We start from the raw sequence: 25,748 nt of genomic DNA on the forward strand, positions 1-25,748 counted from the left end.
TTATTTAGCATGCTCTTTCAGCGTTAGCTGAATTTGAGTTCCTTTTCCGGGCTGGCTATCAATTGAAATGCGCCAGTCCATCTGGTCACAGATCCGCTTAACTATGGCCATGCCAAGACCAAAACCTTTTACCTGCTCCTGCTCACGGTTGGCGCGATAAAATGGTTCAAAAATCCGCTGCAGACTTTTTTCGTCCATGCCAATTCCCGTATCAGAGACTCTAATGAAACTACGTCCAACAAAGACCTGTATCGATCCCTGCTCGGTATAGTTAAATGCATTAAAAATAATATTGTTCAGACAAATGACTAACAGTCGCTCTGAAATACGCATCTGTAACTGAACGTTGCTATGCAGGTGAGTCTCAATATTCTTATCTGGAAATAATCGCTCTATAGCACTTAACTGTTGCTTTACTATGCCATTAACATTCACTGGTTCCTCGCCGATATCTGGCTCCTGATCCCTGGAAAGAAGGAACAGTGCTTCCAGCAAGTCTTCCATTTCTTTTACCATTGGCTTCATGCGCGAGACAATTTTTTGTTGAGAATCGTTAAGCTGTTGCTTTTCCAATAAAGAGATAGAACCTTTCAATACCGCTAATGGCGTTCTGAGCTCATGGCTGGCATAGCGGGTAAAGTTTTTTTCACGAGTCACATACTCATTAACTCGCTCTGCATACTGATCGAACGCCTGCAAAAGCGTCATCACTTCAGCATCGGCATTGTTTTCAATGTCTGAGAAATCCATTTTCAGATCAGCACGCTCTGAAACCTCAACACTGTCCATCAGTCGTGACAATTTCACTACCGGCGAAATGGCTCTTCGTGAAAGCATGTAAGTGATCCAGGCAGGCAGATAAATAATTAAAAGAACGAAGGCCAATGGTGCAATACCAAAATAAAACGACAAGCGTGCAACCTGGCCTTCTTCAAATACCAGATACAAACGTTTGCCGTATTGTTCGGAGATGTGGACTAATGGCTGTCTATTATTGAAGTCGACTCTTTGATAACCGGGTTGCAAAGACTCCAGATAATCTGGAACATCATCCGACGGTTGGGAAGATGACATGTACCCTGTTAGATTGAGGGTACTTGGTAAGTTAAAATTAGGGTCCTGTTCATAGTTCTTCCAGAAGAAATCGGCTTCGCCTTCGAGCGCCTGCTTAATTAGAACATTTTCAACAACTTTTGCCGCACCATAGACACCTAATAAAGTCACAGCACTAATCAGCAACAACTGGATTGCCATAGCTTTAATAATTTTATAATGTATGCCACGACGTTTTTGTGTCATTGACCTTCCTTCATAACTTCCCAAAACTACAGTCGCTTCCCTTGTTGATCATTTCTACAAAGTTAATGATTTTTGAAAATAATCATTTCTTAACGAATCTATAGTGAGCTACCATCCATTCATTACCGTCAGCATAACCAAATAACTCGGCACAAGCCATAAAGAAAATTCGCCAACGTTGGAACCAGATTTTAGCGAAGTCCTTTCCATAAACTGTTTCGAACAGTGGCATGATTTCTTTTTGGTGTTTATCCATGTTCTCAAGCCAGGCATTTGAGGTTTTCTCATAGTGCTGACCATTAACCAGCCAGCGACGCTCAATTTGCAGCTTCTGCTGGAAATTCAAAAAGGTATCAGCTGCCGGCATCTGGCCACCACTGAAAAAGTAGCGCCCCATCCAGTTATCGTCACCCTCTTCCTGGAATGGATACATCAGGTAACGGTGACAGAACACATGCAGAAAAACTTTACCCTCATCTTTCAGCCATTGACTGACTCGCTCAAATAGCACTTCATAATTTCTTACATGCTCAAACATCTCAATTGAAATAATTCGGTCAAACTGACGGCCAGGATCAAACTGATTGATGTCCTGGGTAATGATGGTGATATTAGTTAAACCACGTTCCTTGGCCTGCTGCTGTATATGTTCTCTTTGCGAGTTCGAATTTGATACTCCGGTAATAGTGCTGTTCGGATATTTTGCAGCCAAATAAAGAGTTAAAGAACCCCATCCGCAACCCAGCTCCAGAATATCCTGGCCATCAACAAATTCGCCACGCTTAGCGTATAGATCCAGCATGGCCTGCTCAGCCTGATCCAGGTTTTTGACATTTTCAGGCCAATAGGCGCTACTGTATTTCAGATTCTTGCCCAGCGCATAATGATAAAACTGAGCCGGAACTTCGTAATGCTGTTCATTCGCCTTATCAGTTTTAATGGCTACTTCAGAGGATTTTAATTCCTGCAGGAATGCATGGTAACGCTCAGCCTGCTCTTCACAGTCGTACGCTGATTCTTCTGTCAGGCGTTGCTCGCAGAGCTTACGAATACCCAGGCGCACCAGGCGATCAGGAAGCAATCCTTTCTCAATTAAGTTAATAGCTTGTGCAATCATTTAAGCTCTCCGCTTTATTCATAATTCAATATCAATGGACCTGTAGGAAAACTACTTCGTTGGGCCCAGGAAAAATTTATTGGTCTGGCGTTGATACTCTCTGTAGGCATCACCTTTGCTTCGAATATTCTGTTGTTCATTAAATGGAATTCCGGTTAACTTCAAAAGAAACAGAAGCATTAATACAGGATATAACCACAACAGCCATCCCTGATCCGCGTGCCAGCCTATTAATGGATAGGCAAACCAATGGGTCCATTCAAAGAAATAATTGGGATGACGAGAATAGCGCCAGAATCCGTTCTTACAGACCTTACCTTTGTTATCTGAGTTTCTTTTGAATTGTCGTAACTGATAATCAGACAAGGTTACTCCAACAAAAGATAGGGCAGCTATGGTAATGCCAATACCATCAAATATATCGAAACCTTGACTACTGGATACAATGACAGCGACAGGGTAACTGAATGCAAATGCCAACAGCGCCTGAAACATGAAAAAGACAAACAGTTTTATCTGAGTATTTTCAGACCAGTGTGCGCGAAGCTGTTGATAGCGCCCATCTTCGTGATCTACCTGATATCTATCGATAAGATGCCAGGCCAAACGGGCATACCAGGCAATTGGAATCAGCAGAACAATATATCTATGGAAACCGCTGCCTTCGGCCATGGCTACATATATCAGTCCGCTTAGTACGATCAACAGGGCCCAGGTTATATCAACGATATCTGTGTTTTTTGTATGAAATTGCCACACCCACGCGATCAGCTGCCCCACAAAACATAACACTGCGACAACGATTATTGCGGCATCTAATTCCATGATGCTTCTCTCTTGCCTGATAAATTCTGTTGATATCCGGATGAGTGGGAAAATAATGAAACAATCAATACCATGATCAGGGTCCAACCAACTATCAGAGCCACGAATGCCCATACCGGTTCGATTAAGGTGACTGCACCGAGTTTTTCAGCAGCCAAGTATGAAATTGGACCGCCAATACCACTGACAATAACTCCTAGTATTTTGTAATCAAAAATCCAGGCCAGTGAATGATTTATGGTTAGGCCGAATGCAAACCAAAGCATCACAATCCAGAATGGCGCTAAAAACGAATATGGCCACTGCATCTCATAACTGATGAGCCCAAGCTGTAACCATAGACTATCTAGCACCAAACCCAGTGCCGCCAGTGTTATTGCGAGCTTGATATCCGTCTGTTTTCGATTCGCTGGGTGTAACTGCCAGATGGCAAAGACTGTAAACAAGCCAAGGCCTAATAAGATGTGCTTATAAGCTGCACCTACAACCAATGCAAACCACAGCGTTTGAAGCAGTACAAAATTTAGTACTTTGTTTAACTTTGCAGTGCTAACCATTGCTGCCTCTTGTTGCCAGGTTTGGCAAACAGTAGATGAACATCGCTAATGGCTTTTTCGATAAAGCCACCTTCGCAATAGCACAGATAAAAATCCCACATCTGGATGAATGACCGGTCAAATCCTTGCGCCTTGACTGCCTCAATATGTGCAAAGAAACGTTTACGCCATTCATTTAAGGTTTTGGCGTAACTATCACCAAAATCTTCTAAATTAATAAGTCGCAAATCTGAGGATTTTCTTGCGGAATCTACAATTACTGATACACATGGAATAAAACTGCCAGGAAAGATGTAACGCTTTATAAAATCCACTGATTTTAACGCTTGTTTATAACGAGAGTCCTCGATAGTAATAGCCTGAATCAAAGCCATGCCATCAGGCTTTAATAGATCACTACATTGCTTGATGTAGGTGTCGAGGTATTGATGTCCTACTGCTTCAATCATTTCAATAGAAACCAGCTTATCGAACTGGCCTTTCAGCTTGCGATAATCTTCCTTAAGGATAGTGATCTTGCTTTCAAGACCCTCGTCCTTGACGCGCTGTCTGGCGTGCTGATATTGCTGTTCAGAAATAGTTGTGGTTGTTACATGGCAGCCATAGTTCTTGGCAGCATAAATGGCAAAGCCGCCCCAGCCCGTACCAATTTCGACCAGGCGATCGTTTGCATTAAGATCCAGTTTTTCGCAGATGGTTTTCAACTTTAACTCTGAAGCCAGTTCGAGGGTATTGGCCTGCTCTGTAAAAATTGCCGATGAGTACATCAGGTGCTCATCTAAAAATAATTTAAAGAAGTCGTTTCCTAGATCATAATGCGCTGAAATATTTTTTCGGCTTCCTTCAACACTGTTGCGATTAAAGAAATGCCATAATTTTAGAATACTGTTTTTCAACCAGGCAAGACCACCTTCCATCTCATCCAGAATATCCCGGTTGATAACCAATAGACGAACTAAGCCAGTTAAGTCATCGGTTGACCACTGTTCTTTCATGTAAGACTCAGCGGCACCAATACTGCCGTGCATGGCTACTTGGCGATAAAAGTCTAGCTGACTAATATTAATAGTGACGCACAGGTCAGATTTACCACTGGCGGTGCCACAGAACTGCTTGCCAACTGGGTCACTGATAATGATCTGACCGCCTTTAATACGGCTCAAGGCTTTTAACACCTGACTACGAATCAGTCTCTCGAATCCTGACACTTGTTTCCTTTCAGACAGGGGAAGTTGTACAGACTCACTCTGCTGCTGCTTTTTGCCGGTTATGGCCTGCTTTTCGGTAAAATCATTCACGACCCTGGTTCCTCTTGCCTGCTTCTGCTCCGACATCACCGCTACGAGAATCTTTATCAAACTTTGGGTGAGGTACGAAGGGAATCTTTTTTAACCATAATTTCAAAGCTTGCCAGTAAATCGCGGCGACCATTTTTAAAGGTTGCAAAGGTCTGCTTAAGACAAGCTTTCGCATATTGCTTTTAGTTAATGGTAAGTAATCCGCTGTGAAGGTGGCGTCAAAGAATTTATGATTAGTCCGCTTTTGATTCACTACCATATGAATTCGTAACTCGTCATCCTCAACCTTAAACAGCCATTGATAATGCATATCCATAGTTAGAAATGGTGACACATGAAATTCTTTATCGAACTCAAACTGAAAAAGGTTGTCTCCATTTTTGCCACCTCTTTTGCCTTCATCACATAGATGCAGGTAGCTATGGCGCTCCCCCCATGGGGTATTTGTGATTTCAGAAACGATATACTTCAAGTTGTCATTCTGATAACAAAAATAGAAGCAGACGGAGTTAAAGTTAAAGCCCAGATATCTCAAGTGGGAAAGCATAAAAACCTTGCCAGAAAAGTTTTTGCCAGTTTGCTGGCGGATGGTCTCAATAATGGCCTGTTTGTTTATGCTGGTTTTGTTTATTTCGGGGATACTATTTTCATTGATACCGTTTTCTTTAATACCGCTATCTTTGATACCGCTTTCTGAGATAAGAGAATTTTGGTGGAAATCTTTGTTGCGAAAGGAAATCAGATTCCATCTTTCCAGAGACCACAGTTTACTTTCAGAAAAAGTCTCTTCGAGCTTGTCCAGATCGAGTAAGCTCCAATACATTTTGTAGGTAAACTCATGCGGTTTGGGTCGATAGCGACGATGTCGAATCTCTCCCACCATAAAACCCTGATTAAGCATATCCTGAATCCTTCAGAAGTTGTTCTGCAGCCTCCAGTCCGCTTCGTGCACCATCTTCATGGAAGCCCCAGCCCCAGTAGGCGCCACAATAATAACTTCTGTGCTTCCCCTGAATCTGATGTTTGTTTTGTTGCGCATCAATCGTCGCCTGAGTATAGACAGGGTGATGATAGGTCACCTCTTTCCAAACCAGCTCGGGATTCACTCGTTCCGACATATTCAGACTGACAATGACTGGCGTCGGGGTGTCCAATGACTGCAGTAAGTTCATGTAATAACTTACTGTACACTCCTGACGAGTTTTTTCATCTATTATTACATTCCAGCTGGCCCAGGCACGTTTTTTGCTTGGCAATAAACTAGTGTCTGAATGCAAAGTGATTTGATTTTCCTGGTAGCGAATCGCTCCCAGAATTTGGTGTTCAGCCTCACTGGCACCTTCAATCATTTTTAGCGCCTGGTCGCTATGACAGGCAAAGATCACATAATCAAATTCTTGTTTACCCTCAGCCGTATGTAGCCAGACCTTTTCGTGATTACGAATTACTTTGCTAATGGGGCAACCCAGTTTCACCTGGAATCCCGCATTGCTGGCTATCGCTTCGACATAAGCTTTTGATCCACCTTGAATGGTTTTCCAGATTGGGCGATTGAATGCCTGCATCATTTGATGGTTGTTCATAAAGGCAACCAGGTATCGTGCTGGAAAATCAAGAATCACCTGACTATCGCCAGACCATAGAGCGCAAGACATTGGGAGGATATGCTCGTCTATAAACTGTTGGCTATAGCCATTTTTCCTTAGATAGTCTCCCAGGGTAATATCGCCTTGTTCACTGCTGGGTTCTAACAACTCTCCCGCTTCACGATAAAAGCGAAATATATCACGCAACATCCGATAAAATTTTGGGCTGACTATATTCTTGCGTTGACTAAAAAGACCATTCAAGGTTCCGGCATTATACTCGAGGCCAGTCAGCTTGTTAGACACAGCAAAGCTCATATCGCTGTCTTTATAAGGAACCTGATACTTTTGTAGCAACCCATAAAATGTTGGATAGTTTTCCGGGTTAAATACAATAAAACCGGTATCCACTGCTATTTTTTTCTTACCACCAGCTTTAGCTTCAACTTCAATATATTGAGTGTCTGCGTGTCCACCTAGTTTGTTGGCATGTTCAAATAGGGTTACATCGGCTTCTGAGGCCAATCGCTCAGCAGCGGTCAATCCAGAAATCCCGCCTCCAATCACAGCAACTTTCATGATTTAGCCTTTATTTCTATTATTTCTTTATTGGGATATTTCAAATCCCATACTAACCCCAGCTTTTCCATTGCTTTGAGCACATAGAAACTCAGGTCAATTTCCCACCAGTAAAAGCCCTGCTTTACTGAGCCCGGACTAAAATGGTGGTTGTTATGCCAGCCTTCGCCTAACGTCAACAAAGCCAGTAAAAAATTATTACGGCTGTCATCATTGGTCTCAAAGCGCTTGCTACCCCAGCGATGGGCCAGTGAGTTAATACAGTAGGTAACGTGCGATAACAGTATGGTTGAAATAAAGAATCCCCAGATCAGTACCTGCCAGCGGTCTGCACCAAGCTCAGGATGAAACTTTTCCAAGTAAATTCCAAGGCCAAATATTAAAGCAGCGAAAAGGATTGGCGGGAAAATATCGAATCTATCTAACCAGCGAAGCTCTGGATATTTGGCAAGGTCTCTAACTCTGTCTTCCTGGGTTGGGAAGTTTTTCTTGTTTAGAAACCACAGCATATGACTCTTTAGAAAGCCGTGTCTTGGCGAGTGCGCATCCTCGTCAGTATCAGCATGAATATGATGATGCCTATGGTGGGCTGCCCACCATAATGGCCCGCGCTGAGTAGCAGAGGCGCCCAGGAAACCAAATACGGCCTGAACCCAACGGTAAGTCTTAAAACTTTTATGCGAAAAATAGCGATGATAGAAAGCCGTAATCGCAAACATTCGAATAAGGTAAGCAGCAACACAGATAATTACTGCAGTCCAGGATACACCTGTTACAAACGCGAATAAGCAGACAAGGTGCAAGCCTATGTAAGGAATAACACGTGGCCAATCAACCCCTTCAAGCTGTTCAGGCTGATTGCCATTAGTATTGATTTGACTGTTATCAAACCATTGTTTCATTTTCATAATTTAAGTTGCCTGGCATTTTTCATAATCCTAGTTTTATTCTTGTGAAATCCCTGTGAAGCTGAATGGACGGCCAGGCAGCTATTTTTAATTTTTATATACCCCGAATTTCTTTTGCCAAATCTTCACGCAATCTTTACGGGTCATTAGCTACAGTGGCATCATGTCTTCTACTCTAGCAGTGCTTTATGATGATTTCCCGTTATTTATTATATTTTGCTATAGCATTAACTTTTTCTGGCTGTAGCCACTCGAGGAGCGAGATGAATAATCAACGCGTAGAGAATTTTTTACAGGTTTCCAGCAAGATGCCTCCGACCGAAACGGTCGAGTCACCGGACAAAGCTTTTCTAACCTTATTTGGTGACTTTAAGGCTGGCACCAAAGAAGAAGTTATCCGCCAGCTGTATGCGGAGCAATTCTACTTTAATGACACTTTTAAAACCTTTGGTCATATCGATGAGCTCTTGAAGTATATGCCAGAAACTGCGGAAGCAACCGAGCTGACTACCGTAGAAATCATTGATGTTGCCAAGTCCGAAACCGACTACTACTTACGCTGGGTAATGCATATGAAATTCTCCGCCGCCGGCAAAAAAATTGACTCAAAGTCTATTGGTATGACTCAGCTGCGCTTTAATGAAGAAGGCAAGATTGTTCTTCACCAGGATTACTGGGATGGTGCAGAAGGTTTTTATTCACGTTTACCTATCGTAGGGTTCTTTGTTAATTATGTGCAAAACCGCCTGTAAATACCTGTCCGTTAGAAAACTGATGCTTCAGCTCAGCTTTCCCTTGCTGGGATTGAGCTTGCTCATTATTTCTAGCCAGGTACAGGCTAAACTTGAGCCGAGTGTTCGTTATCAAGAGACTGACTATCAGCTGTGTGCTAAACAACGAGTGACTAAAGCTCTACTATTTGATGTGGTTGATGTTGGTGTTTACTATCCTGACTGCAAACAAGCTGCAGACATATTTGATGATAAGCCTAAGCTACTCAGATTTTCCTATTTACGTGATGTAACTGGTGACCAATTCACTGAAGGGGCTGATGACTTTTTAAGAGACAATCTTGAACCACAGGAAAAAGACCAGTGCCTGACCTACTTCAATGAGTTTAACACTGTTTATAAAGATGTTACCGATGGGGATTATTACGACCTTTTTGTACTTCCTGAGCAGGGCCTTGATCTGTATCTCAACAATCAGCAACTGGCCCAATCCGATAACTCCGGTTGCGCCTTACCGTATCTCAATATCTGGTTTGGTGAAGAATCAATGGACGGCGACTTCGAAGACCTACGCGATAAGATTAAGGCACTGAACTAACCACCTTAATTATTAAACTCTTTCATTAGTGTCAATCGGCACTGTTTAGCTAAGCAACTCCAGTGCCCTTTTCCTCGCTTCCTTATAGTCAATGATAGGCTGTGGATAACCCAACTTTTCTCTCTGCTCACGACTTGGGAAGTGAATATCTTTATCACTTAAACTTTCAAGTTCAGGTATCAATTTACGTATGAACTTTCCTTCAGGGTCAAATCGTTGAGACTGAGTTATTGGACTCATGATTCTAAAATAAGGCGCCCCGTCCGCACCCGTAGATGAACACCACTGCCAGCCGCCATTATTTGATGCAAAATCCCCATCTATCAAATGTCGCATAAAGAAAGCTTCGCCTTGCCGCCAATCTATCAGACATAATTTATTCAGGAACATGGCAACATTCATTCTTAAACGATTATGCATCCAGCCTGTTTGCAGTAGCTGGCGCATTGCCGCATCAATCAATGGAAATCCGGTTTTGCCCTGTGACCACAAGTTAAATAGTTCCTGCTCACCATTCCATACTTCCTTGGCATCACTTTTGAATACTTTGTGCTTACTTATATCAGGATTATCAATAATTATTTGTCGGTAAAATTCGCGCCAGATGATTTCTGAGAGCCAGGTATCTTTATAAAATGCTTCTTCATCACCATCATGCCATTCCAGCAGGCTGCTGATACATTGTTTTGCCGAAATCGCTCCCACTGCCAGATAAGGCGACAGCATACTCGTTCCCTTAATAGCAGGGATATCCCTTCGCTCTTTATAATAACCGGCCTTTGGCAAGAACTCCTTTAGCTTTTCCTGAGCTGCCTGTTCTCCAGCAGGCCATAAATCATCACGGTAATCCTGCGCGAAATCAAAATCATTTTGCTTATCAATTTTTAAGTCCTGCTTTTCAGGTAATAGCAAGGGTGAAGTACCCTGTGTTTTATGAAATGCAATCCAGGCTTTTTTGTACGGTGTGAAAACTTTATAAGGCTCGCCTTGGCCGGTAGAAACACTGTTTGGTGGAATGATAATATCGCCGTCAAAACGTTTTACTTCAAATCCTTTTTCCACAAGTCTTTTTTCAGCCAGCTTGTCACGGTTTGCCTCGTTTAGTGGATATTCATTATTAAAGTAAATTCCCTTGGCATTGAACTGCTTGGCTAATTGTTCTAATTTCTCAACTGATTCAGCATAATCACTAACTTTAAAACTATGTAGTGGTATGTTGAGCTGATTCAGTTGCTTCCTTAACTCTTTGACGGTGTCATTGATAAAACCAATCTTGCAGGCTGCATCATCATGAGACTTACGCTGTTGCACAGCTTCCAGATAAATACCAATAACAGTGCCCTGTTCGGCGGCATAAAAAAGAGCAGGGTTATCGCCTACTCTTAAATCATTCCGAAACCATACAAGATTTATTTCTTTGCTCATAAACTCACTAATATTAAAGTTTGTTTTACAGGTAATTTCTTAATCCTAGCTCTAAAGGATGCGGGTCAAGATAGGCCTGCTGTTTGATATAGTCTGAACCAAACTGGGTTAAGTAATGATTAATCAAAGTTACAGGAACAACCAAGGTTACGATTCCTTTGCGATATTGTTCGATAACTTTTACCAATTCCTGCTTGGCAGCGGAAGTCAGATCCCGCTTTAAATAGCCTAGTATGTGGTAGAGCACGTTAGTGTGCGACTTACTCGAAGCAATTTTCTTGAGCGTCAGCATTAATTTATCTTCATATTCGCGCAACAGTTTCGCCAACTCTTTTTGCTCTGTATTGGCAACCAATCTACCGAGTTCTTTGTAAGCCTGATAACTATGGGCCATGACCAGATACTTGTATCGGCTGTGGAAATCGATCAGCTTCTTCATGCTCGGATCACTCATTACCGATTGCTTCCAGTCATGATAAGCAAATACTCTGGTAATGAAATTTTCACGCAGTCTAGGGTCCTGTAATCGACCTTCTTCTTCAACTGGTAAATTTGGATGTAACTTCATAATTTCGTCAATATAGACTCCACGAAAAGACTCACCGGCCGGGTTGCCATTTTCATGATAGACCTTAACTCTTTCCATGCCACAACTTGGAGAGTTACGGATGACAATGTAACCACAGGCATCCTGAATTCTCGGCATGGTTTTATGGGCATACTCACGTAACTCATCAGTTACATCCAGGCTATGATCATCTACTTTTTTGACACGAATGTCTTCGCCGACACGAACAAGGTGAATGGGTGGTCTTGGTGTTGGCAGTCCGATCCCCATTTCAGGACAAACAGGGGTATACTCAAACCAGTCGCTGAGTACATTCAAGCAGTATTTTGATTGCTTATGGCCGCCATCAAATCGAACCTTATTTCCAAGCAGACACGAGCTAATAGCTATCTTAATCTTGTTCATTTTTAAATTATTGTTAACTCCGTGTGAAAAGCTCGTGAAAAACTCAATTTCCTCCACGCATTTTTCACAAGCTCAAATTTATTTTTATCCCTTCATGATGCTAACAGGAGAGATTGCCATGAAGTTGAAACACCTTTTAATCCCTTTTTTAGTTTTACCTTTGATTGCTTGTGATGACGATGATGACAACAATATTTTTGAAGAATTACAACCACAGAGCTTCATGGTTCAGGTTGTTCACGCCTCACAAGACTCACCTAACGTTAATGTTCTTGTAAACGGCTCTGAAACACTATCTGATGTTGCCTATAAAGATGCTTCCGGCCGTATTACATTGGATGAAGGAACCTACTCACTACAAGTGGATGGGCTCACTCCCGGTGGCGATGTAACCGTTATTGGTCCTGTGGATGTCAGCTTCGCTCCCGATCAGTTATACACCGTATTGGCGGTAAATCAAACCGCTTCAATTGAGCCTCTTATAGTAAGCCAGCCTGACTTCACACCTGCTGATGGTGAGCTAACCGTGCAGGTCATTCATGCTGCATCGAATGCCCCAACGGTTGATGTTTATCTTACTGCTCCAGGTGCTGATATTTCCGGTGTGGCTCCTACTACTACTTTGAGCTTTAAGGACACTTTATCGGCCACCGACATTCCAGCCGGCGATTACCAGATTCGTGTAACCCCAACTGGCGAGAGCACTGTAGTATTCGATAGCGGCACGGTTAGTCTACCAGCTGGTGTATTGCTCAATGTTGCAGCTGTAGCCAACACCACCACTGGCGATAGTCCTATCAGCTTATTGGCTATAACCGATGATGGCGCCACGGAAATTCTAGACGTCAATACACCCGCAGATTTCCGAGTATTCCACGTCTCGGCAGACGCACCCAATGTTGATGTAGTTGTAAATGATGACTTTGCTAATCCCGTTGTTACCGATTTAGCCTTCCCTGATTTTACCGGTTACTTATCTGTTCCAGCAGTCACTTACAATGCAAAGGTTGTTCCAACAGGTGCAAACTCACCGGTTGTTATTGATGCCGATCTGGCTTTAGAAGCAGGTGCTTCCTATTCAGTGTTAGCGGTGAATGATTTGGCTAATATTGAGCCTCTTGTTCTTGCAGACACTCGTCGCGCTATCTCAACTGAAGCTCAGCTGCGAATTGTGCATGGTTCCCCAGCAGCAGGTGCGGTAGATATTTACCTGGTAGCTCCAGGCACTGATATAAATGATGTTGAACCAGCCTTAAGCAATGTTCCATTTAAAGCTGAAACGGGTTATCTATCAGTGGCCGGTGGTGACTATGATGTTGTCGTTACTGCAACTGGCAGCAAAACTGCAGCCATAGGCCCAGCAGCTGTTACATTGTCTAACGGTGGTATCTACATCATTATTGCTCGTGACAATGTAGGCGGCGGAGCACCACTAAATGTTATCCTTGCCGATGACTTTGTTGCTCCATAGGTCATAATTTCAGTACCAAAAAAAGGCCTCTATTGAGGCCTTTTTTCATCTTGCTGTCTTAAACACTATTAGATATACAAAACCTCAGCGATTTCATATTCAACGCTCCCTTTTGGAGTTTGAATATTTGCAATATCGCCTTCTTCCTTGCCAATTAATCCACGAGCAATCGGTGAATTCACTGACAATTTGTTTTGTTTGATATCTGCTTCATCATCGCCAACAATTTTGTACTGAACTTCATCAGCATTGTTATCATCTAAATTGATTAAGATAACAGTGGAACCAAAGATCACCTTACCATTGTTGGTCATTTTCTTAACGTCAACAATCTGAGCATTTGAAAGCTTGGCTTCAATCTCTTGAATGCGACCCTCGATGAAACCCTGCTGTTCGCGCGCTGCATGGTATTCTGCATTTTCTTTCAGGTCACCATGCTCACGTGCTTCAGCGATGGCCGCAACAACTTGCGGCCTTTTCACTTTTTTCAGTTCATTTAACTCAGCCTGAAGGGCTTCAGCACCTTCGACTGTCATAGGTACTCGATTCATCGTTCATCTACCTGCGTGTGTAGTTCTTGTACTGAGTGAATCTGGCCGCGACCATTCTCTTTCATCGCTGCGCAGGATGCCACTGCACCAGCCAATGTCGTCGTGTATGGCACCTTATATTGTAGGGCACTACGACGAATCAGGAATGAGTCCGCAATGGCCTGCTTACCTTCAGTAGTATTAATGATGTAATCCACTTCACCGTTTTTGATGTAGTCAACAATGTGTGGACGACCTTCAAACATCTTGTTGATGCGTTGACATGGAATGCCCGCTTCGCGAATCGCACGAGCAGTACCGCCAGTTGCCAACAACTCGAAACCCTGTTCAGCCAACGAACGGGCCACAGCTGGCAATCCAACTCTATCGGCTTCCCGGACACTGATGATAACCTGACCAGAATCCGGAACTGCCTGACCGCCACCCAGTTTAGCTTTATAGAAAGCATCTCCGAATGTTTTGCCAACACCCATAGCTTCACCGGTTGATTTCATCTCTGGGCCAAGAATTGGGTCAGAACCCGGGAACTTGTTGAATGGGAAGACTGGTTCTTTTACCGAGAAATAACGTGGAATAATTTCTTTGGTGTAACCAGTTTCGGCAAGAGTCTTACCAGCCATAACTGAAGCTGCAACTTTGGCCATTGGCGTCCCAGTTGCCTTCGAGACAAATGGTACTGTACGTGAAGCACGTGGATTCACCTCAAGAATGAAGATTCTTTCACCCTGAATAGCAAACTGTGCATTCATCAATCCGCGAACTTTAAGTTCTTTAGCCATTACCAACATCTGGCGACGCAATTCATCCTGAACTTCTTTGCTCAGACTAAATGGCGGAATCGAACATGCAGAGTCGCCCGAGTGGACACCCGCCTGCTCAATATGCTCCATGATACCGCCAATCAGGATATTCTCACCGTCAAAGATAGCATCAACATCTACCTCAATGGCATCATCAAGGAACCGATCCAACAGTACTGGTGACTCATTTGAAACGCTTACTGCATCATTCATGTAACGACGCAGCTCTTCCTCGTTATAAACGATTTCCATGGCCCGGCCACCGAGTACGTATGAAGGACGCACCACTAATGGATAACCGATTTCTTCAGCCAGACGAACACCTTCTTCCATGTTGCGAGCAGTACGGTTTGGTGGCTGCAATAAACCTAGACGGTTGATCGCACGCTGGAAACGTTCACGGTCTTCGGCGCGGTCAATTGCATCAGGTGATGTACCGATAATTGGTACTCCAGCCGCTTCCAGATCGCGAGCTAGTTTCAATGGTGTCTGACCACCATAATGTACAATCACGCCCTTTGGCTTTTCGATATCAACGATAGCCAATACGTCTTCAAGCGTTAATGGCTCAAAGTATAATCGGTCCGATGTATCGTAATCGGTTGATACGGTTTCAGGGTTACAGTTAACCATAATAGTTTCATAACCGTCATCGCGCATGGCGAAAGCGGCATGCACACAGCAATAGTCAAACTCAATACCTTGACCGATACGGTTAGGTCCACCACCTAGAATCATGATTTTTTCACGATCCGTTGGGTTAGCTTCACACTCTTCTTCGTAGGTTGAATACATGTAGGCAGTGCTGGTTGCAAACTCAGCCGCACAGGTATCAACTCGTTTAAAGACAGGCAGAACGCCTAATTCTTTACGCAGTTTACGGATTTCTTTTTCACTGGTCGCGAAGATGTCGGCCAAACGCTGATCCGAGAAACCTCTGCGCTTAATCTGGCGCATCAAGTCTGCGTTTAATTCAGAGAATGACTTATCTTTAAGATTCTCTTCGATATGAATAATTTCCTGTATCTGAATCAGGAACCATTTGTCGATTCCAGTCAGTTCGAAAACTTCATCCAGTGACCAGCCTTTGCGGAATGCATCGCCGATGTACCAGATACGATCAGAACCAGGTACACGCAAGTTTTGACGCAAGGTATCAACCCAGCTTTCATCATCTTCCGCCAACTTAGGTTCAAAACCAGAAGAGCCCACTTCAAGGCCACGCAATGCTTTCTGTAGTGACTCCTGGAAATTACGACCTATCGCCATTACCTCACCCACAGATTTCATCTGTGTGGTTAGCGTCTTGTCTACGTTCGGGAATTTCTCGAAGTTAAAGCGTGGAATTTTAGTAACAACATAGTCGATGCTTGGTTCGAAAGACGCAGGCGTCTTGCCGCCAGTAATTTCGTTCTGCAACTCATCAAGGGTATAACCCACAGCGAGTTTTGCAGCAACTTTTGCAATTGGGAAACCAGTTGCTTTTGAGGCCAGCGCCGATGAACGCGATACACGCGGGTTCATCTCAATGATTGTCATGCGACCATTTTCAGGGTTAATCGCAAACTGTACGTTTGAACCACCCGTCTCAACACCAATTTCACGCAATACTGCCAACGACGCATCACGCATACGCTGATATTCTTTATCGGTCAAAGTCTGTGCCGGTGCAACAGTAATTGAGTCACCGGTATGAACACCCATAGGGTCAAAGTTCTCAATAGAACAGATGATGATGCAGTTGTCGTTCTTGTCACGAACAACTTCCATCTCATATTCTTTCCAACCGATTAACGACTCGTCAATCAACAGCTCATTAGTTGGTGACAAGTCCAATCCGCGTAAACAGATTTCTTCAAACTCTTCTTTGTTGTAGGCGATACCGCCACCGGTTCCGCCCATGGTAAATGAAGGACGAATGATACAAGGGAAACCAACTTCTTTTTGCACTTCCCAGGCATCTTTCAAGCTGTGAGCCACCTGCTGACGAGGCTGATCCAGACCAATTTTCGACATGGCTTTGGCAAACAGTTCACGGTCTTCCGCTTTATCGATGGCTTCACGAGTTGCACCGATCATTTCAACGCCGTGGATTTCGAGTACGCCACGCGACGCCAGATCCAATGCACAGTTCAATGCAGTCTGGCCACCCATGGTTGGCAAAATCGCATCAGGTTTTTCTTTCTCAATAATCTTTGCAACCACTTCCCACTGAATTGGCTCAATGTAGGTCACATCCGCCATATTCGGGTCAGTCATAATGGTTGCCGGGTTAGAGTTGACCAGAATAACTCGGTAACCCTCTTCACGCAGTGCCTTACAGGCTTGTGCGCCGGAATAATCGAATTCACAGGCCTGGCCAATAATGATTGGGCCAGCGCCTAAAATCAGAATACTTTCTATGTCAGTACGTTTTGGCATGTCTCAATCGTCTCCTAAGCTTTGTGTTGTTCCATCAATTCAATGAAGTGGTCGAACAATGGTGCAGCATCGTGTGGACCGGGACTTGCTTCAGGGTGACCCTGGAAGCTAAACGCAGGCTTATCCGTGCGGTGGATACCCTGCAGGGTGCCATCGAATAGGGAACGATGAGTTGCTTTAAGGTTATCAGGTAGCGACTTTTCATCCGCCGCAAAACCGTGATTCTGACTGGTAATCATAACCGTACCATCTTCAACATTTTGTACCGGATGGTTGGCGCCATGATGACCGAATTTCATTTTTGCTGTCTTGCCGCCACTGGCCAGTGCCAATAGCTGGTGGCCAAGGCAGATACCAAATACAGGAATGTTAGTTTCCAGAATTTTCTGAATGGCTTTAATGGCGTAATCACATGGCTCCGGGTCACCCGGACCATTAGAAAGGAAGACACCATCAGGATTCATCGCCAAAACTTCACTGGCTGGAGTTTGTGCCGGAACAACGGTTAAATCACATCCGCGTTCAACCAACATTCTCAAGATATTGTGCTTGGCACCATAGTCATAGGCGACGACCTTGAACTTCGCTTCCTTAAGCTTGCCGTAGCCTTCTTCAAGAGACCAGGTGCTGTCTTGCCACTGATACGTTTCTTTGGTTGAAACGACTTTAGCCAAGTCCATTCCCTTCAAACCCGGGAACTCTTTAGCCAGTTCCAATGCTTTATCAGCATCGGGAGCTTCACCTGCAATGATACAGCCACTCAAGGCACCTTTATCACGTAGAATTCGGGTTAAGCGACGGGTATCGATATCGGCAATGCCAACTTTCTTATGACGCTTCAGATAATCCGACAAAGACTCTTCGCTGCGATAGTTGCTATGAAGTAATGGAAGATCACGAATAATTAATGCTTCAGCCCAAATATTGGTCGATTCAACATCTTCGGAATTAGCACCGGTATTACCGATGTGGGGGTAAGTGAGGGTTACCATCTGCTTGGCGTAGGAAGGGTCAGTTAGAATTTCCTGATATCCTGTCATGGCGGTATTAAAAACCACCTCGCCTACTGCATGTCCTTCGTAACCAATTGAAACTCCATGAAAAACACTACCATCTTCAAGAACTAAAATGGCGGGCTGCTGGGCGGGTCTTAGCAGCAGTTGAGACTCTTGTTCTAACAAAGAAACCTCCATTTTTTTTGGGCGCAAAAAATTTGGGCTCAGAAATATGAGTCCAGCAAATTGTTTACTTGGTGAAATTTTGGCAAATTCCGCACATTATAGTGGAATTGGGTGGGCAAGTCTATTTAAGTGGACTTTAGTTGCTAGAGATCGAAATGTTAAATCTGAGTCGTTCTCACGACCTTTTTTTGCGGGAATAATCTATCTAAGGCTATATCTATACAGTGCGAAGCACTGGAGAATCAAATAACAAATACCTAAAAAGAAAAAGGGCGGATAAACCGCCCATTTTCAGTTGGCCTCATGCCCCTTAGGTGCTCCCTGCTACTTCCTTGTGTCACCATGTCCTTCGGTTGGATTTCCTTGCGTGCGTCCCTTGCACACTTGTTAATCTACTCTTTTTTTTAGCAATAACAACAAGGCCTGACGTGATGTCAGGCCTGCATTGCAATAAAAATTCTAATTAAATCAAACAACTAGGTAAATTCTGTAGCGTAAAAAGCACATTTTCTGACCCATTTTACGGTGCAGGATTACAGATCCTTGAGATATCTCGCACAAACCATATGGACGATCTCTTAACCGTAATGCACATCTGATTGAGTGTTTTTTGAACAACCCGACTTATCTAGTCTTTTAAGCCAAGAACATCCTGCATATCGTAGAGCCCAGCGGGCTTTCCGAGCAGCCATTTGGCCGCTTCAATCGCCCCTTGAGCAAAACATTGTCGGGTCTGCGCCTCATGTCGTAATGTTACCAGCTCACCATTTAAAGCAAACACCACCTCATGCGTTCCAACAATGTCACCAGCGCGCATTACAGAAAATCCGATCGCACCTGATTCACGTTCACCAATGCCATGCCTCGCCCATTCAGCGACATCATTTAAGTCCTGACCTTTGGTATCTGCAACGGCTTCACCTAAAGCTAAAGCAGTGCCCGATGGCGAATCCTTCTTATGTTTATGGTGCGACTCAAAAATTTCGATGTCAGCCTTATCGCCGAGTAATTGAGTCGCCTGTTTGACTAAACCCAATAAACTATTGACGCCGACACTGTAATTGGCGGCAAACACAATCGGAATGCTTTTTGCTGCTTCGCTAATGGCAGCCTTTTGTTGCTCGCTAAAGCCTGTGGTTCCTATGACTACGGGTGAGTTGGCACTTACTGCATGAGATAAGGTTTCAATTGAGTGGTCAGGCAGGCTGAAATCAATCAACACTTTCCGCTCATTCAAAGTTACAGACAAGCCATCACCAACAAACACTCCTTGCGGCTCCTTGCCCACCAGATAACCAATATCAGTACCCAGTTTTTTATGTTGCTCACGGGCCATTGCACCCACGATCTCAATCTGGCTATCGTCAATAGCGGCTTTTAACAACTCCTGTCCCATTCTTCCGGTGCAGGCGTTAATTACAATCGGTGTCATTTCATCTTATTCCTGTTACGAATCTGTCGGTTATTCTAAAGCGCCTTCTGCTTCGAGTGTCTCGGCTATTTGTTCGGCCAATAGCCGGTAGCCCTGCGCATTTAAATGGATCTGATCGGACTTATATTTCGATGTTTTCAGCAAGTCTGACAGTTCGCCTCGCATGTAGGCAAGTTGATATTCTTCAGCTAATTCATCATACAAATCAGCCACCGCAGAAAACAGGTTTTTCTCGGGTACGCCGATTAAAAGCACCTGTACATTTCTTTGATTAGCAATATCGATCATATTAGCCAGGTTCTGCTTGGTCTGGATCTGGCTATGATTACGCAAAATATCATTACCGCCTTCCAACAAAATCACCAGCTCAGGATTGTGCTGTTCAAGAACGTCTTCGAAACGCGCCAGCCCACGGTCGGTGGTTTCTCCTGAAATTCCCGCATTAATGACATTAAGGCCTGTAATCTGTGCTAACTGACTAGGGTAGCTGGCACTTCTTGATGCACCGACACCTTCGGTCAAGCTGTCACCAAAGGCAACAATGGTTGCCCCGGAACTTAAAGGCTTTAACTTGGGATCGCTGCAGGCGCTTAACAGCAGCCCTGCAATCAATACAGCAAGTATTAATAGGTATTGCTTCAACAACTTCATCAAGCTGCGTCTCTTTTCTTAAGCAATTTAATGAACCATACCACCAGCAACGAGAAGGATATGGCGCCCAGAATCATCGCCATCACATCACTACCGATCCAGCCGGTACCTATACCGTCCGGCTTTTTACCTTCAATGAAGGCCATTGCCGCAATAGCAACACCCAGCAGTCCTTCGCCACCAACAAAGCCACTGCCCAGCAATATGCCTTTTTCACGACGGCTTTCTTTTTCATCATCACGTTTGGTTTTCGATTCAACCCAATGACGAATCAGACCACCAATGAGAATTGGCGTCATGGTAGATAGCGGCAAATAGACGCCTACCGCAAACGGCAGTGATGGTACTTTTACCAGCTCACAAACAATAGCGATACCAACACCAATGACCACTAGCAACCAGGGCAGGTTCTGTTCTAACACACCATCAATTACCAGCTTCATCAATGTTGCCTGAGGCGCTGGCAATTCCTTGCTGCCAAAACCAAAAGTTTCGGCCAGCAATAGAACCGACAGACAGACGAATGTTGCCGAAGTCAGTACACCGATTAGCTCCGCCATCTGTTGTTTACGTGGAGTTGCACCCAACAGATAACCACTCTTCAGATCCTGTGAGGTATCACCCGAAATTGATGCCGCAATCGCCACCACACAACCCACAATTAATGTGGCAGCCTTACCGCTGGTATCGGTCCAGCCCATTGCCAGGAATATAGTTGCCGTTCCCAGCAAGGCGGCAATGGTCATGCCAGAGGTTGGATTGGACGTTACACCCACCAAGCCCACGATGCGTGATGCTACGGTTACGAAGAAGAATGCAAACACGGCAACACAGATAGCCGCCAGCAAACGGGTATCAATGCCACCCACTGCGCCAAAGACACCTGGCATGAAGGTCAACATCAAGACCACTGCCAGAATGCCAAAAAAGACAACTTTAATGGGCAAGTCCTGATGAGTACGCGGTTCTTTGGCAACCTGCTCTTTCGAGGTATGAGTGTCTTCGTCTACCTGCTTTACGATATTTTTCGCACCGACCTTAAAACTCTCGATCATAACCGGAACGCTTTTTATCAGAGTAATGATACCAGCCGTGGCAACTGCGCCGGCTCCAATATAGCGCACATAGCGAGACCAGATTTCACCGGTCGACATCTCGGAAATCAGCTTGACGGTTTCAGGGAAGAAAGGTGTGGTCTGGGTATCGCCCCAATAGGCAATGGCCGGAATGATAATGATGGCCGATAACAGCCCACCGCCCACCATGACCCAGGCAATGCGAGGGCCGAGAATGTAACCCACCCCAAATAAGGCGGCAGAAAGGTCAATGCCAATGGCACCTTTTTTCAGGAAAGGAATTTTAACCGCAGCATAATCAGGAATGACTTTAATCCAGGAAGTAAGCGTCTTGAACAGAGCTGCCGCCCCCATACCGTAGAAAATGTATTTCGCTTTATTACCACCCACTTCATTCGCTACTAAAACTTCTGCGCAGGCAGTACCTTCTGGATAAGGCAGTTTGCCGTGTTCCCGCTCAATCAGAAACTTACGCAGCGGAATCATAAACAGAATACCAATCACACCACCACTCATGGCCAGAATAGTCATCTGCAATAAGTCAGGAGCAACACCCCACATAAAGAGTGCCGGCAAGGTAAAGATAACCCCACTGGCTAGAGAGCTAGATGCCGACCCCGTCGTTTGAGCAATATTGGTTTCCAGAATAGTGCTACCAATTCCGAACTTGGACAGAATCTTAAATACCGCTACCGCCATCACCGCAACCGGAATCGAGGTGCTGATGGTCAGGCCCGCTCTGAGGCCCAGATAGGCATTGGCTGCACCAAAGATAATGCCAAATAGAATGCCCAGTCCAACCGCCTTAAAGGTAAACTCTGCGATATTCTCTTCTGCCGGAACATACGGCTTATAGGTTTCTCCCTCTTTTAAAGGGACATATGCTTTGGCATCTAAGCCTTTATTATTCTTTGGCAAGGGTCTTTCCTCTCAAAGCCTTCATTGATATGTGGCTTATTAAATAGACGGCTAACAGCTCTGTCAAATCAGAAACCAGCCGGTTAAGTGTTTAATCCAGGATAAATGTGTCTTCTAGTGGCTAAAAAGCCATTAAAAGCTAGATAAATCAATAAACAGCGAGGTACTTTTTTGGCCAAATATGGTATCTTTATGCCCCTGTTTGACGGCCTACAGGCACGTTTCTGTCAATGTCATTTAGACGAACATATTTTGCGGCCTGGTATACACATTACATTTCAGTTAGGAGAAAAACATGAGATCCCCTAAAGTCAGCATCATCATGGGCTCTCAGTCCGATTGGAACAGCATGCAACATGCGACAACGGTACTGGATGAGCTGAAAGTACCTTACGAGACAAAAATTGTCTCCGCCCATCGTACACCCAAGCGTCTGTATGAATTTTGTGATGCTGCTGCTGACCGTGGTATTGAAGTGATTATTGCAGGTGCTGGCGGTTCTGCCCACCTCGCGGGTATGGCTGCAGCAATGACCTGGTTGCCTGTGATCGCTGTTCCAATGTCGAGCAAGCAACTCAAAGGGATGGACAGTCTCCTTTCTATGGTTCAAATGCCAAAAGGCGTGGCCGTTGCCTGTCAGGCGATTGGTGATGCCGGAGCTTTTAATGCAGGTCTATTAGCAACCCAAATATTAGCCTTACATGATCGCGAACTTAGAAGCGCGCTTCAGGACTGGAGAGCAAACCAGACTGCTTCAGTTGCCGAGGAGGTTGCTCGATGAGCACAACGACTGGCGGAAGATTGGTAAGCTCACCCGAGTACAAAATTGCCATTGTTGGTGCAGGCCAGCTTGCGCGAATGATGGCGCTTGCCGGCATTCCGATGGGTTTCAGTTTTTCCTTTCTGTGTGAATCAACCGATGATGCATCACCGGTAAATCATTTAGGCCATCTAGTTCAAACCGATTACTCAAAACTTCCAGCTGAAGAAATTTATCAGTTACTAGGAAAGCCGGATGTCATCACAGTCGAAAAAGAAGACCTGGATACTGAATTTTTAAAAGCTCTGACTGAGTTTTGCCCTGTCCATCCAAATCCTGATGCAGTCGGCGTTTCACAAAATCGTAAAAGTGAAAAAAGCTTTGCTGAATCATTGGGTTTTAAAGTAGCACCTTGGGCAGCAACTGATAGCGTTGAAGCTATGGCCAAAGCAGGTGAGAAACTTGGCTGGCCAGTAATCATTAAACGTTGCTCTACTGGCTATGATGGCAAAGGGCAATGGCGCGTCAGCAGTTTTGAAGAGGCCAAGCCCGTTGTCGAGAAAGCGGGCCCTGATGAAAACTTAATTGCTGAAAGCATGATTGCATTTGATAAAGAAGTCTCGATGATCGCTGCCCGCGATCGTCACGGCAATGTCATGCATTACAGCCTGACAGAAAATGTCCATAAAAATGGCATACTTCATTACAGCATTTCACCAGCCAGAAACTTGAGTTCAAATGTTATTGAGCAAGCCCAGACCATTGCAACTGCGATGCTTGAAAAGCTTGATTATATTGGTGTGCTGACCATTGAGTTTTTCCTGAAAGGTGAAGAGCTTCTGATTAATGAAATTGCTCCTCGCGTACATAACAGTGGGCACTGGACGCAAATAGGTTGTAATACCTCGCAATTCCTTAATCATATCCGAGCCATTAGTGGTCAGTTTGTAGCACCAGCTCCGAATAAAGGCTATTCTGCAATGGTTAACTTACTCGGTGAGACACCCAGCGAACAGCAGATGCGCGATAGCGAATTGCAGGTTCATTGGTATAACAAATCGGTAAAGCCTGGTCGCAAAGTTGGCCATATCAATATCAATGATACTGAGCTATCAAAAGTTGAGTCAAAATTAAAGCAGACACTCGAAGCGATTTATGGCGACTCCTGATCAGTTTATTCAGTTCTAAATACTAGCTACAAAAAAGCCCGTTAACTAGCGGGCTTTTTATTCTATTAAGCAGTCATGTGTTAACTGGTCATGTTTTCCCAGAACTTCTTCACGCCATCGAACCAGCCTTTCTCTTTTGGGCTGTTTTTTCCGCTCGATAAAGTATCACCGAATTGCTTTAACAATTCTTTCTGTTCTTTGCTTAAGCTGACCGGAGTTTCCAGTACTACACGACACATCAGATCTCCAGTGTAACCAGCTCTCATGGCTTTGACACCTTTGCCTTTAAGGCGGAACATTTTGCCGGTTTGTGTTTCAGCTGGGATTTTTAGCGACACACGACCATCCAACGTTGGCACTTCAATCTCGCCACCTAAAGATGCAGTCACAAAGTTGACCGGAACTTCACAGTAAAGATTCGCGCCATCACGCACAAAAATCGGATGTTCTTTGACATGAACCTGCACGTACAGATCACCTGTTGCGGCACCGGGACCACCCGCTTCGCCTTCGCCTGATAAGCGAATACGATCGCCAGTATCAATACCGGCCGGGATTTTAACCTGCAGAGTTTTCGTTTTCTGAACACGTCCCTGACCATGACAGTCGCCACAAGGATCTTTAATAATCTGGCCAGTACCACGACAATCGGGACAAGTCTGTTGCACTGAGAAGAAACCTTGGGTCATACGCACTGCGCCTTGACCGTGACAGGTGCTACAGGTCGCAGTACCTGTGCCTGGCTTAGCACCAGAGCCATCACAGGTTTCGCAATTAACCATGGTTGGAATACGGATAGTCTTGGTTACGCCGGCCACAGCTTCTTCCAAGGTGATTTCCATGTTGTACTGTAGGTCAGAACCTCGAGCCTGACGACGCCCACCGCCTCCACGGCGACCACCACCAAAGATATCACCAAACACATCGCCAAAAATGTCACCGAAGTCAGCGCCATGGAAGCCGCCATGACCGCCGCCCATATTCGGGTCAACGCCTGCATGACCATACTGGTCATAAGCCTGACGCTTTTGCGGGTCAGTTAGAACTTCATACGCCTCTTTGGCTTCCTTAAAACGAGCCTCGGCTTCCTTGTCATCAGGGTTACGATCCGGATGATTTTTCATAGCCAAACGGCGATAAGCCTTTTTCAGCTCGGCTTTATCCGCAGACTTTGATACACCCAATACTTCGTAATAATCTCTTTTTGACATACTTAACTACTTTGGTTGTTTATCTCTTTTGATGAGCTCTGGCTGACTTAAACAGCTCACCACAGCAAACGCAGGACGGTATCCCAAAGGGCCCTATCCTGCGTTATCGTTGTTCCATTTTGCTCTAAACTCAAGCCTTACTTCACTGTATAAAAAGCAAGGAAATTTTTGTTCTGACGCGGCGTAACGCATTTCCAATGCAACAAAGTCA

22 protein-coding genes are annotated in these 25,748 nt (G+C 44.5%); 5 read left to right on the plus strand and 17 right to left on the minus strand.

Features of this window, described 5'->3' with window-relative positions:
* The 8 genes from CW740_RS11095 to CW740_RS11130 all read right to left on the minus strand — a co-directional run bounded on the left by CW740_RS11095 (nucleotide 1) and on the right by CW740_RS11130 (nucleotide 8,169).
* Nucleotides 1–1,299 (minus strand): sensor histidine kinase, encoded by a 1,299-nt coding sequence (locus CW740_RS11095; protein WP_106647556.1) that lies wholly within the window; start codon nucleotides 1,297–1,299, stop codon nucleotides 1–3.
* A gap of 82 nt (nucleotides 1,300–1,381) precedes the next feature.
* Nucleotides 1,382–2,416 carry an SAM-dependent methyltransferase gene (locus tag CW740_RS11100; RefSeq protein WP_106647557.1) on the minus strand — a complete coding sequence of 345 codons (1,035 nt, stop codon included), beginning with the start codon at nucleotides 2,414–2,416 and terminating at the stop codon, nucleotides 1,382–1,384.
* Nucleotides 2,417–2,467: 51 nt separating this feature from the next.
* On the minus strand, nucleotides 2,468–3,241 hold the full coding sequence (locus tag CW740_RS11105) for a DUF1295 domain-containing protein (RefSeq protein WP_106647558.1): 774 nt from the start codon (nucleotides 3,239–3,241) through the stop codon (nucleotides 2,468–2,470).
* Nucleotides 3,232–3,798, minus strand: coding sequence for a DUF2878 domain-containing protein (locus CW740_RS11110; RefSeq protein ID WP_106647559.1), 567 nt, complete (start codon nucleotides 3,796–3,798; stop codon nucleotides 3,232–3,234). Before CW740_RS11110 ends, CW740_RS11105 begins: the two co-directional genes overlap by 10 nt.
* A complete protein-coding gene (locus CW740_RS11115) occupies nucleotides 3,777–5,096 on the minus strand; it encodes an SAM-dependent methyltransferase (RefSeq protein WP_106647560.1) in 1,320 nt (439 codons plus the stop codon). Before CW740_RS11115 ends, CW740_RS11110 begins: the two co-directional genes overlap by 22 nt.
* Nucleotides 5,089–5,997, minus strand: a complete 909-nt coding sequence (locus tag CW740_RS11120) for a DUF1365 domain-containing protein (RefSeq protein ID WP_106647561.1) — start codon at nucleotides 5,995–5,997, stop codon at nucleotides 5,089–5,091. The genes CW740_RS11115 and CW740_RS11120 overlap by 8 nt, the downstream gene beginning before the upstream one ends.
* Nucleotides 5,990–7,261, minus strand: coding sequence for an NAD(P)/FAD-dependent oxidoreductase (locus tag CW740_RS11125; RefSeq protein WP_106647562.1), 1,272 nt, complete (start codon nucleotides 7,259–7,261; stop codon nucleotides 5,990–5,992). Before CW740_RS11125 ends, CW740_RS11120 begins: the two co-directional genes overlap by 8 nt.
* Nucleotides 7,258–8,169, minus strand: a complete 912-nt coding sequence (locus CW740_RS11130) for an acyl-CoA desaturase (RefSeq protein WP_106647563.1) — start codon at nucleotides 8,167–8,169, stop codon at nucleotides 7,258–7,260. The genes CW740_RS11125 and CW740_RS11130 overlap by 4 nt, the downstream gene beginning before the upstream one ends.
* A gap of 263 nt (nucleotides 8,170–8,432) precedes the next feature.
* On the opposite strand from CW740_RS11130, the gene CW740_RS11135 reads away from it, so the two are divergent.
* Nucleotides 8,433–8,921: a nuclear transport factor 2 family protein gene (locus CW740_RS11135; RefSeq protein WP_106647564.1), complete on the plus strand. Its 489-nt coding sequence runs from the start codon at nucleotides 8,433–8,435 to the stop codon at nucleotides 8,919–8,921.
* 22 nt (nucleotides 8,922–8,943) lie between these two features.
* Nucleotides 8,944–9,498, plus strand: a complete 555-nt coding sequence (locus CW740_RS11140) for a chalcone isomerase family protein (RefSeq protein WP_227523860.1) — start codon at nucleotides 8,944–8,946, stop codon at nucleotides 9,496–9,498.
* A gap of 45 nt (nucleotides 9,499–9,543) precedes the next feature.
* Here CW740_RS11140 and CW740_RS11145 read toward each other — a convergent pair whose 3' ends face one another.
* Together CW740_RS11145 and CW740_RS11150 are read right to left on the minus strand one after the other, a co-directional pair.
* A complete protein-coding gene (locus tag CW740_RS11145; protein ID WP_106647566.1) occupies nucleotides 9,544–10,923 on the minus strand; it encodes a cryptochrome/photolyase family protein in 1,380 nt (459 codons plus the stop codon).
* Between the two features lie 25 nt (nucleotides 10,924–10,948).
* The gene (locus CW740_RS11150; RefSeq protein ID WP_106648186.1) at nucleotides 10,949–11,896 is read right to left on the minus strand and encodes a YbgA family protein; all 948 of its coding nucleotides are present in this window, start codon (nucleotides 11,894–11,896) and stop codon (nucleotides 10,949–10,951) included.
* Between the two features lie 118 nt (nucleotides 11,897–12,014).
* On the opposite strand from CW740_RS11150, the gene CW740_RS11155 reads away from it, so the two are divergent.
* Complete coding sequence (locus tag CW740_RS11155) at nucleotides 12,015–13,367, plus strand: DUF4397 domain-containing protein (protein ID WP_106647567.1); 1,353 nt, start codon at nucleotides 12,015–12,017, stop codon at nucleotides 13,365–13,367.
* 68 nt (nucleotides 13,368–13,435) lie between these two features.
* Here CW740_RS11155 and greA read toward each other — a convergent pair whose 3' ends face one another.
* The 6 genes from greA to CW740_RS11185 form a co-directional block, all read right to left on the minus strand.
* A complete protein-coding gene (greA, locus tag CW740_RS11160; protein ID WP_106647568.1) occupies nucleotides 13,436–13,918 on the minus strand; it encodes a transcription elongation factor GreA in 483 nt (160 codons plus the stop codon).
* Nucleotides 13,915–17,139 carry a carbamoyl-phosphate synthase large subunit gene (carB, locus tag CW740_RS11165; RefSeq protein ID WP_106647569.1) on the minus strand — a complete coding sequence of 1,075 codons (3,225 nt, stop codon included), beginning with the start codon at nucleotides 17,137–17,139 and terminating at the stop codon, nucleotides 13,915–13,917. Before carB ends, greA begins: the two co-directional genes overlap by 4 nt.
* Before the next feature lie 14 nt (nucleotides 17,140–17,153).
* Nucleotides 17,154–18,332 carry a glutamine-hydrolyzing carbamoyl-phosphate synthase small subunit gene (gene carA, locus CW740_RS11170; RefSeq protein WP_106648188.1) on the minus strand — a complete coding sequence of 393 codons (1,179 nt, stop codon included), beginning with the start codon at nucleotides 18,330–18,332 and terminating at the stop codon, nucleotides 17,154–17,156.
* A 616-nt stretch (nucleotides 18,333–18,948) separates the two neighbouring features.
* Nucleotides 18,949–19,752, minus strand: coding sequence for a 4-hydroxy-tetrahydrodipicolinate reductase (gene dapB / locus CW740_RS11175; protein WP_106647570.1), 804 nt, complete (start codon nucleotides 19,750–19,752; stop codon nucleotides 18,949–18,951).
* Between the two features lie 30 nt (nucleotides 19,753–19,782).
* Complete coding sequence (locus tag CW740_RS11180; RefSeq protein WP_106647571.1) at nucleotides 19,783–20,403, minus strand: arylesterase; 621 nt, start codon at nucleotides 20,401–20,403, stop codon at nucleotides 19,783–19,785.
* Nucleotides 20,403–22,397, minus strand: coding sequence for an OPT family oligopeptide transporter (locus CW740_RS11185; protein WP_106647572.1), 1,995 nt, complete (start codon nucleotides 22,395–22,397; stop codon nucleotides 20,403–20,405). The genes CW740_RS11180 and CW740_RS11185 overlap by 1 nt, the downstream gene beginning before the upstream one ends.
* Nucleotides 22,398–22,692: 295 nt before the next feature.
* Here CW740_RS11185 and purE point away from each other — a divergent pair, with 295 nt between their 5' ends.
* Nucleotides 22,693–23,178, plus strand: coding sequence for a 5-(carboxyamino)imidazole ribonucleotide mutase (gene purE / locus CW740_RS11190; RefSeq protein WP_106647573.1), 486 nt, complete (start codon nucleotides 22,693–22,695; stop codon nucleotides 23,176–23,178).
* On the plus strand, nucleotides 23,175–24,326 hold the full coding sequence (locus CW740_RS11195) for a 5-(carboxyamino)imidazole ribonucleotide synthase (protein WP_106647574.1): 1,152 nt from the start codon (nucleotides 23,175–23,177) through the stop codon (nucleotides 24,324–24,326). Before purE ends, CW740_RS11195 begins: the two co-directional genes overlap by 4 nt.
* 80 nt (nucleotides 24,327–24,406) lie before the next feature.
* Here the strand turns inward: CW740_RS11195 and dnaJ are convergent, their stop codons facing one another.
* Nucleotides 24,407–25,537 (minus strand): molecular chaperone DnaJ, encoded by a 1,131-nt coding sequence (gene dnaJ, locus CW740_RS11200; protein WP_106647575.1) that lies wholly within the window; start codon nucleotides 25,535–25,537, stop codon nucleotides 24,407–24,409.
* Nucleotides 25,538–25,748 lie beyond the last annotated feature (211 nt).

It is taken from the genome of Kangiella profundi (assembly GCF_002838765.1).
GTDB lineage: Bacteria > Pseudomonadota > Gammaproteobacteria > Enterobacterales > Kangiellaceae > Kangiella > Kangiella profundi.

Excerpts from the sequence above, each read along its gene's own strand:
- greA (WP_106647568.1), bottom strand. The coding sequence starts at position 13,918 with ATGAATCGAGTACCTATGACAGTCGAAGGTGCTGAAGCCCTTCAGGCT.
- CW740_RS11140 (WP_227523860.1), top strand. The coding sequence starts at position 8,944 with ATGCTTCAGCTCAGCTTTCCCTTGCTGGGATTGAGCTTGCTCATTATT.
- CW740_RS11105 (WP_106647558.1), bottom strand. The coding sequence starts at position 3,241 with ATGGAATTAGATGCCGCAATAATCGTTGTCGCAGTGTTATGTTTTGTG.
- CW740_RS11130 (WP_106647563.1), bottom strand. The coding sequence starts at position 8,169 with ATGAAAATGAAACAATGGTTTGATAACAGTCAAATCAATACTAATGGC.
- CW740_RS11150 (WP_106648186.1), bottom strand. The coding sequence starts at position 11,896 with ATGAACAAGATTAAGATAGCTATTAGCTCGTGTCTGCTTGGAAATAAG.
- CW740_RS11180 (WP_106647571.1), bottom strand. The coding sequence starts at position 20,403 with ATGAAGTTGTTGAAGCAATACCTATTAATACTTGCTGTATTGATTGCA.
- CW740_RS11125 (WP_106647562.1), bottom strand. The coding sequence starts at position 7,261 with ATGAAAGTTGCTGTGATTGGAGGCGGGATTTCTGGATTGACCGCTGCT.
- CW740_RS11110 (WP_106647559.1), bottom strand. The coding sequence starts at position 3,798 with ATGGTTAGCACTGCAAAGTTAAACAAAGTACTAAATTTTGTACTGCTT.
- CW740_RS11095 (WP_106647556.1), bottom strand. The coding sequence starts at position 1,299 with ATGACACAAAAACGTCGTGGCATACATTATAAAATTATTAAAGCTATG.
- CW740_RS11145 (WP_106647566.1), bottom strand. The coding sequence starts at position 10,923 with ATGAGCAAAGAAATAAATCTTGTATGGTTTCGGAATGATTTAAGAGTA.
- dnaJ (WP_106647575.1), bottom strand. The coding sequence starts at position 25,537 with ATGTCAAAAAGAGATTATTACGAAGTATTGGGTGTATCAAAGTCTGCG.
- carB (WP_106647569.1), bottom strand. The coding sequence starts at position 17,139 with ATGCCAAAACGTACTGACATAGAAAGTATTCTGATTTTAGGCGCTGGC.
- CW740_RS11135 (WP_106647564.1), top strand. The coding sequence starts at position 8,433 with ATGAATAATCAACGCGTAGAGAATTTTTTACAGGTTTCCAGCAAGATG.
- dapB (WP_106647570.1), bottom strand. The coding sequence starts at position 19,752 with ATGACACCGATTGTAATTAACGCCTGCACCGGAAGAATGGGACAGGAG.
- CW740_RS11100 (WP_106647557.1), bottom strand. The coding sequence starts at position 2,416 with ATGATTGCACAAGCTATTAACTTAATTGAGAAAGGATTGCTTCCTGAT.
- CW740_RS11120 (WP_106647561.1), bottom strand. The coding sequence starts at position 5,997 with ATGCTTAATCAGGGTTTTATGGTGGGAGAGATTCGACATCGTCGCTAT.
- CW740_RS11155 (WP_106647567.1), top strand. The coding sequence starts at position 12,015 with ATGAAGTTGAAACACCTTTTAATCCCTTTTTTAGTTTTACCTTTGATT.
- purE (WP_106647573.1), top strand. The coding sequence starts at position 22,693 with ATGAGATCCCCTAAAGTCAGCATCATCATGGGCTCTCAGTCCGATTGG.
- CW740_RS11195 (WP_106647574.1), top strand. The coding sequence starts at position 23,175 with ATGAGCACAACGACTGGCGGAAGATTGGTAAGCTCACCCGAGTACAAA.
- carA (WP_106648188.1), bottom strand. The coding sequence starts at position 18,332 with ATGGAGGTTTCTTTGTTAGAACAAGAGTCTCAACTGCTGCTAAGACCC.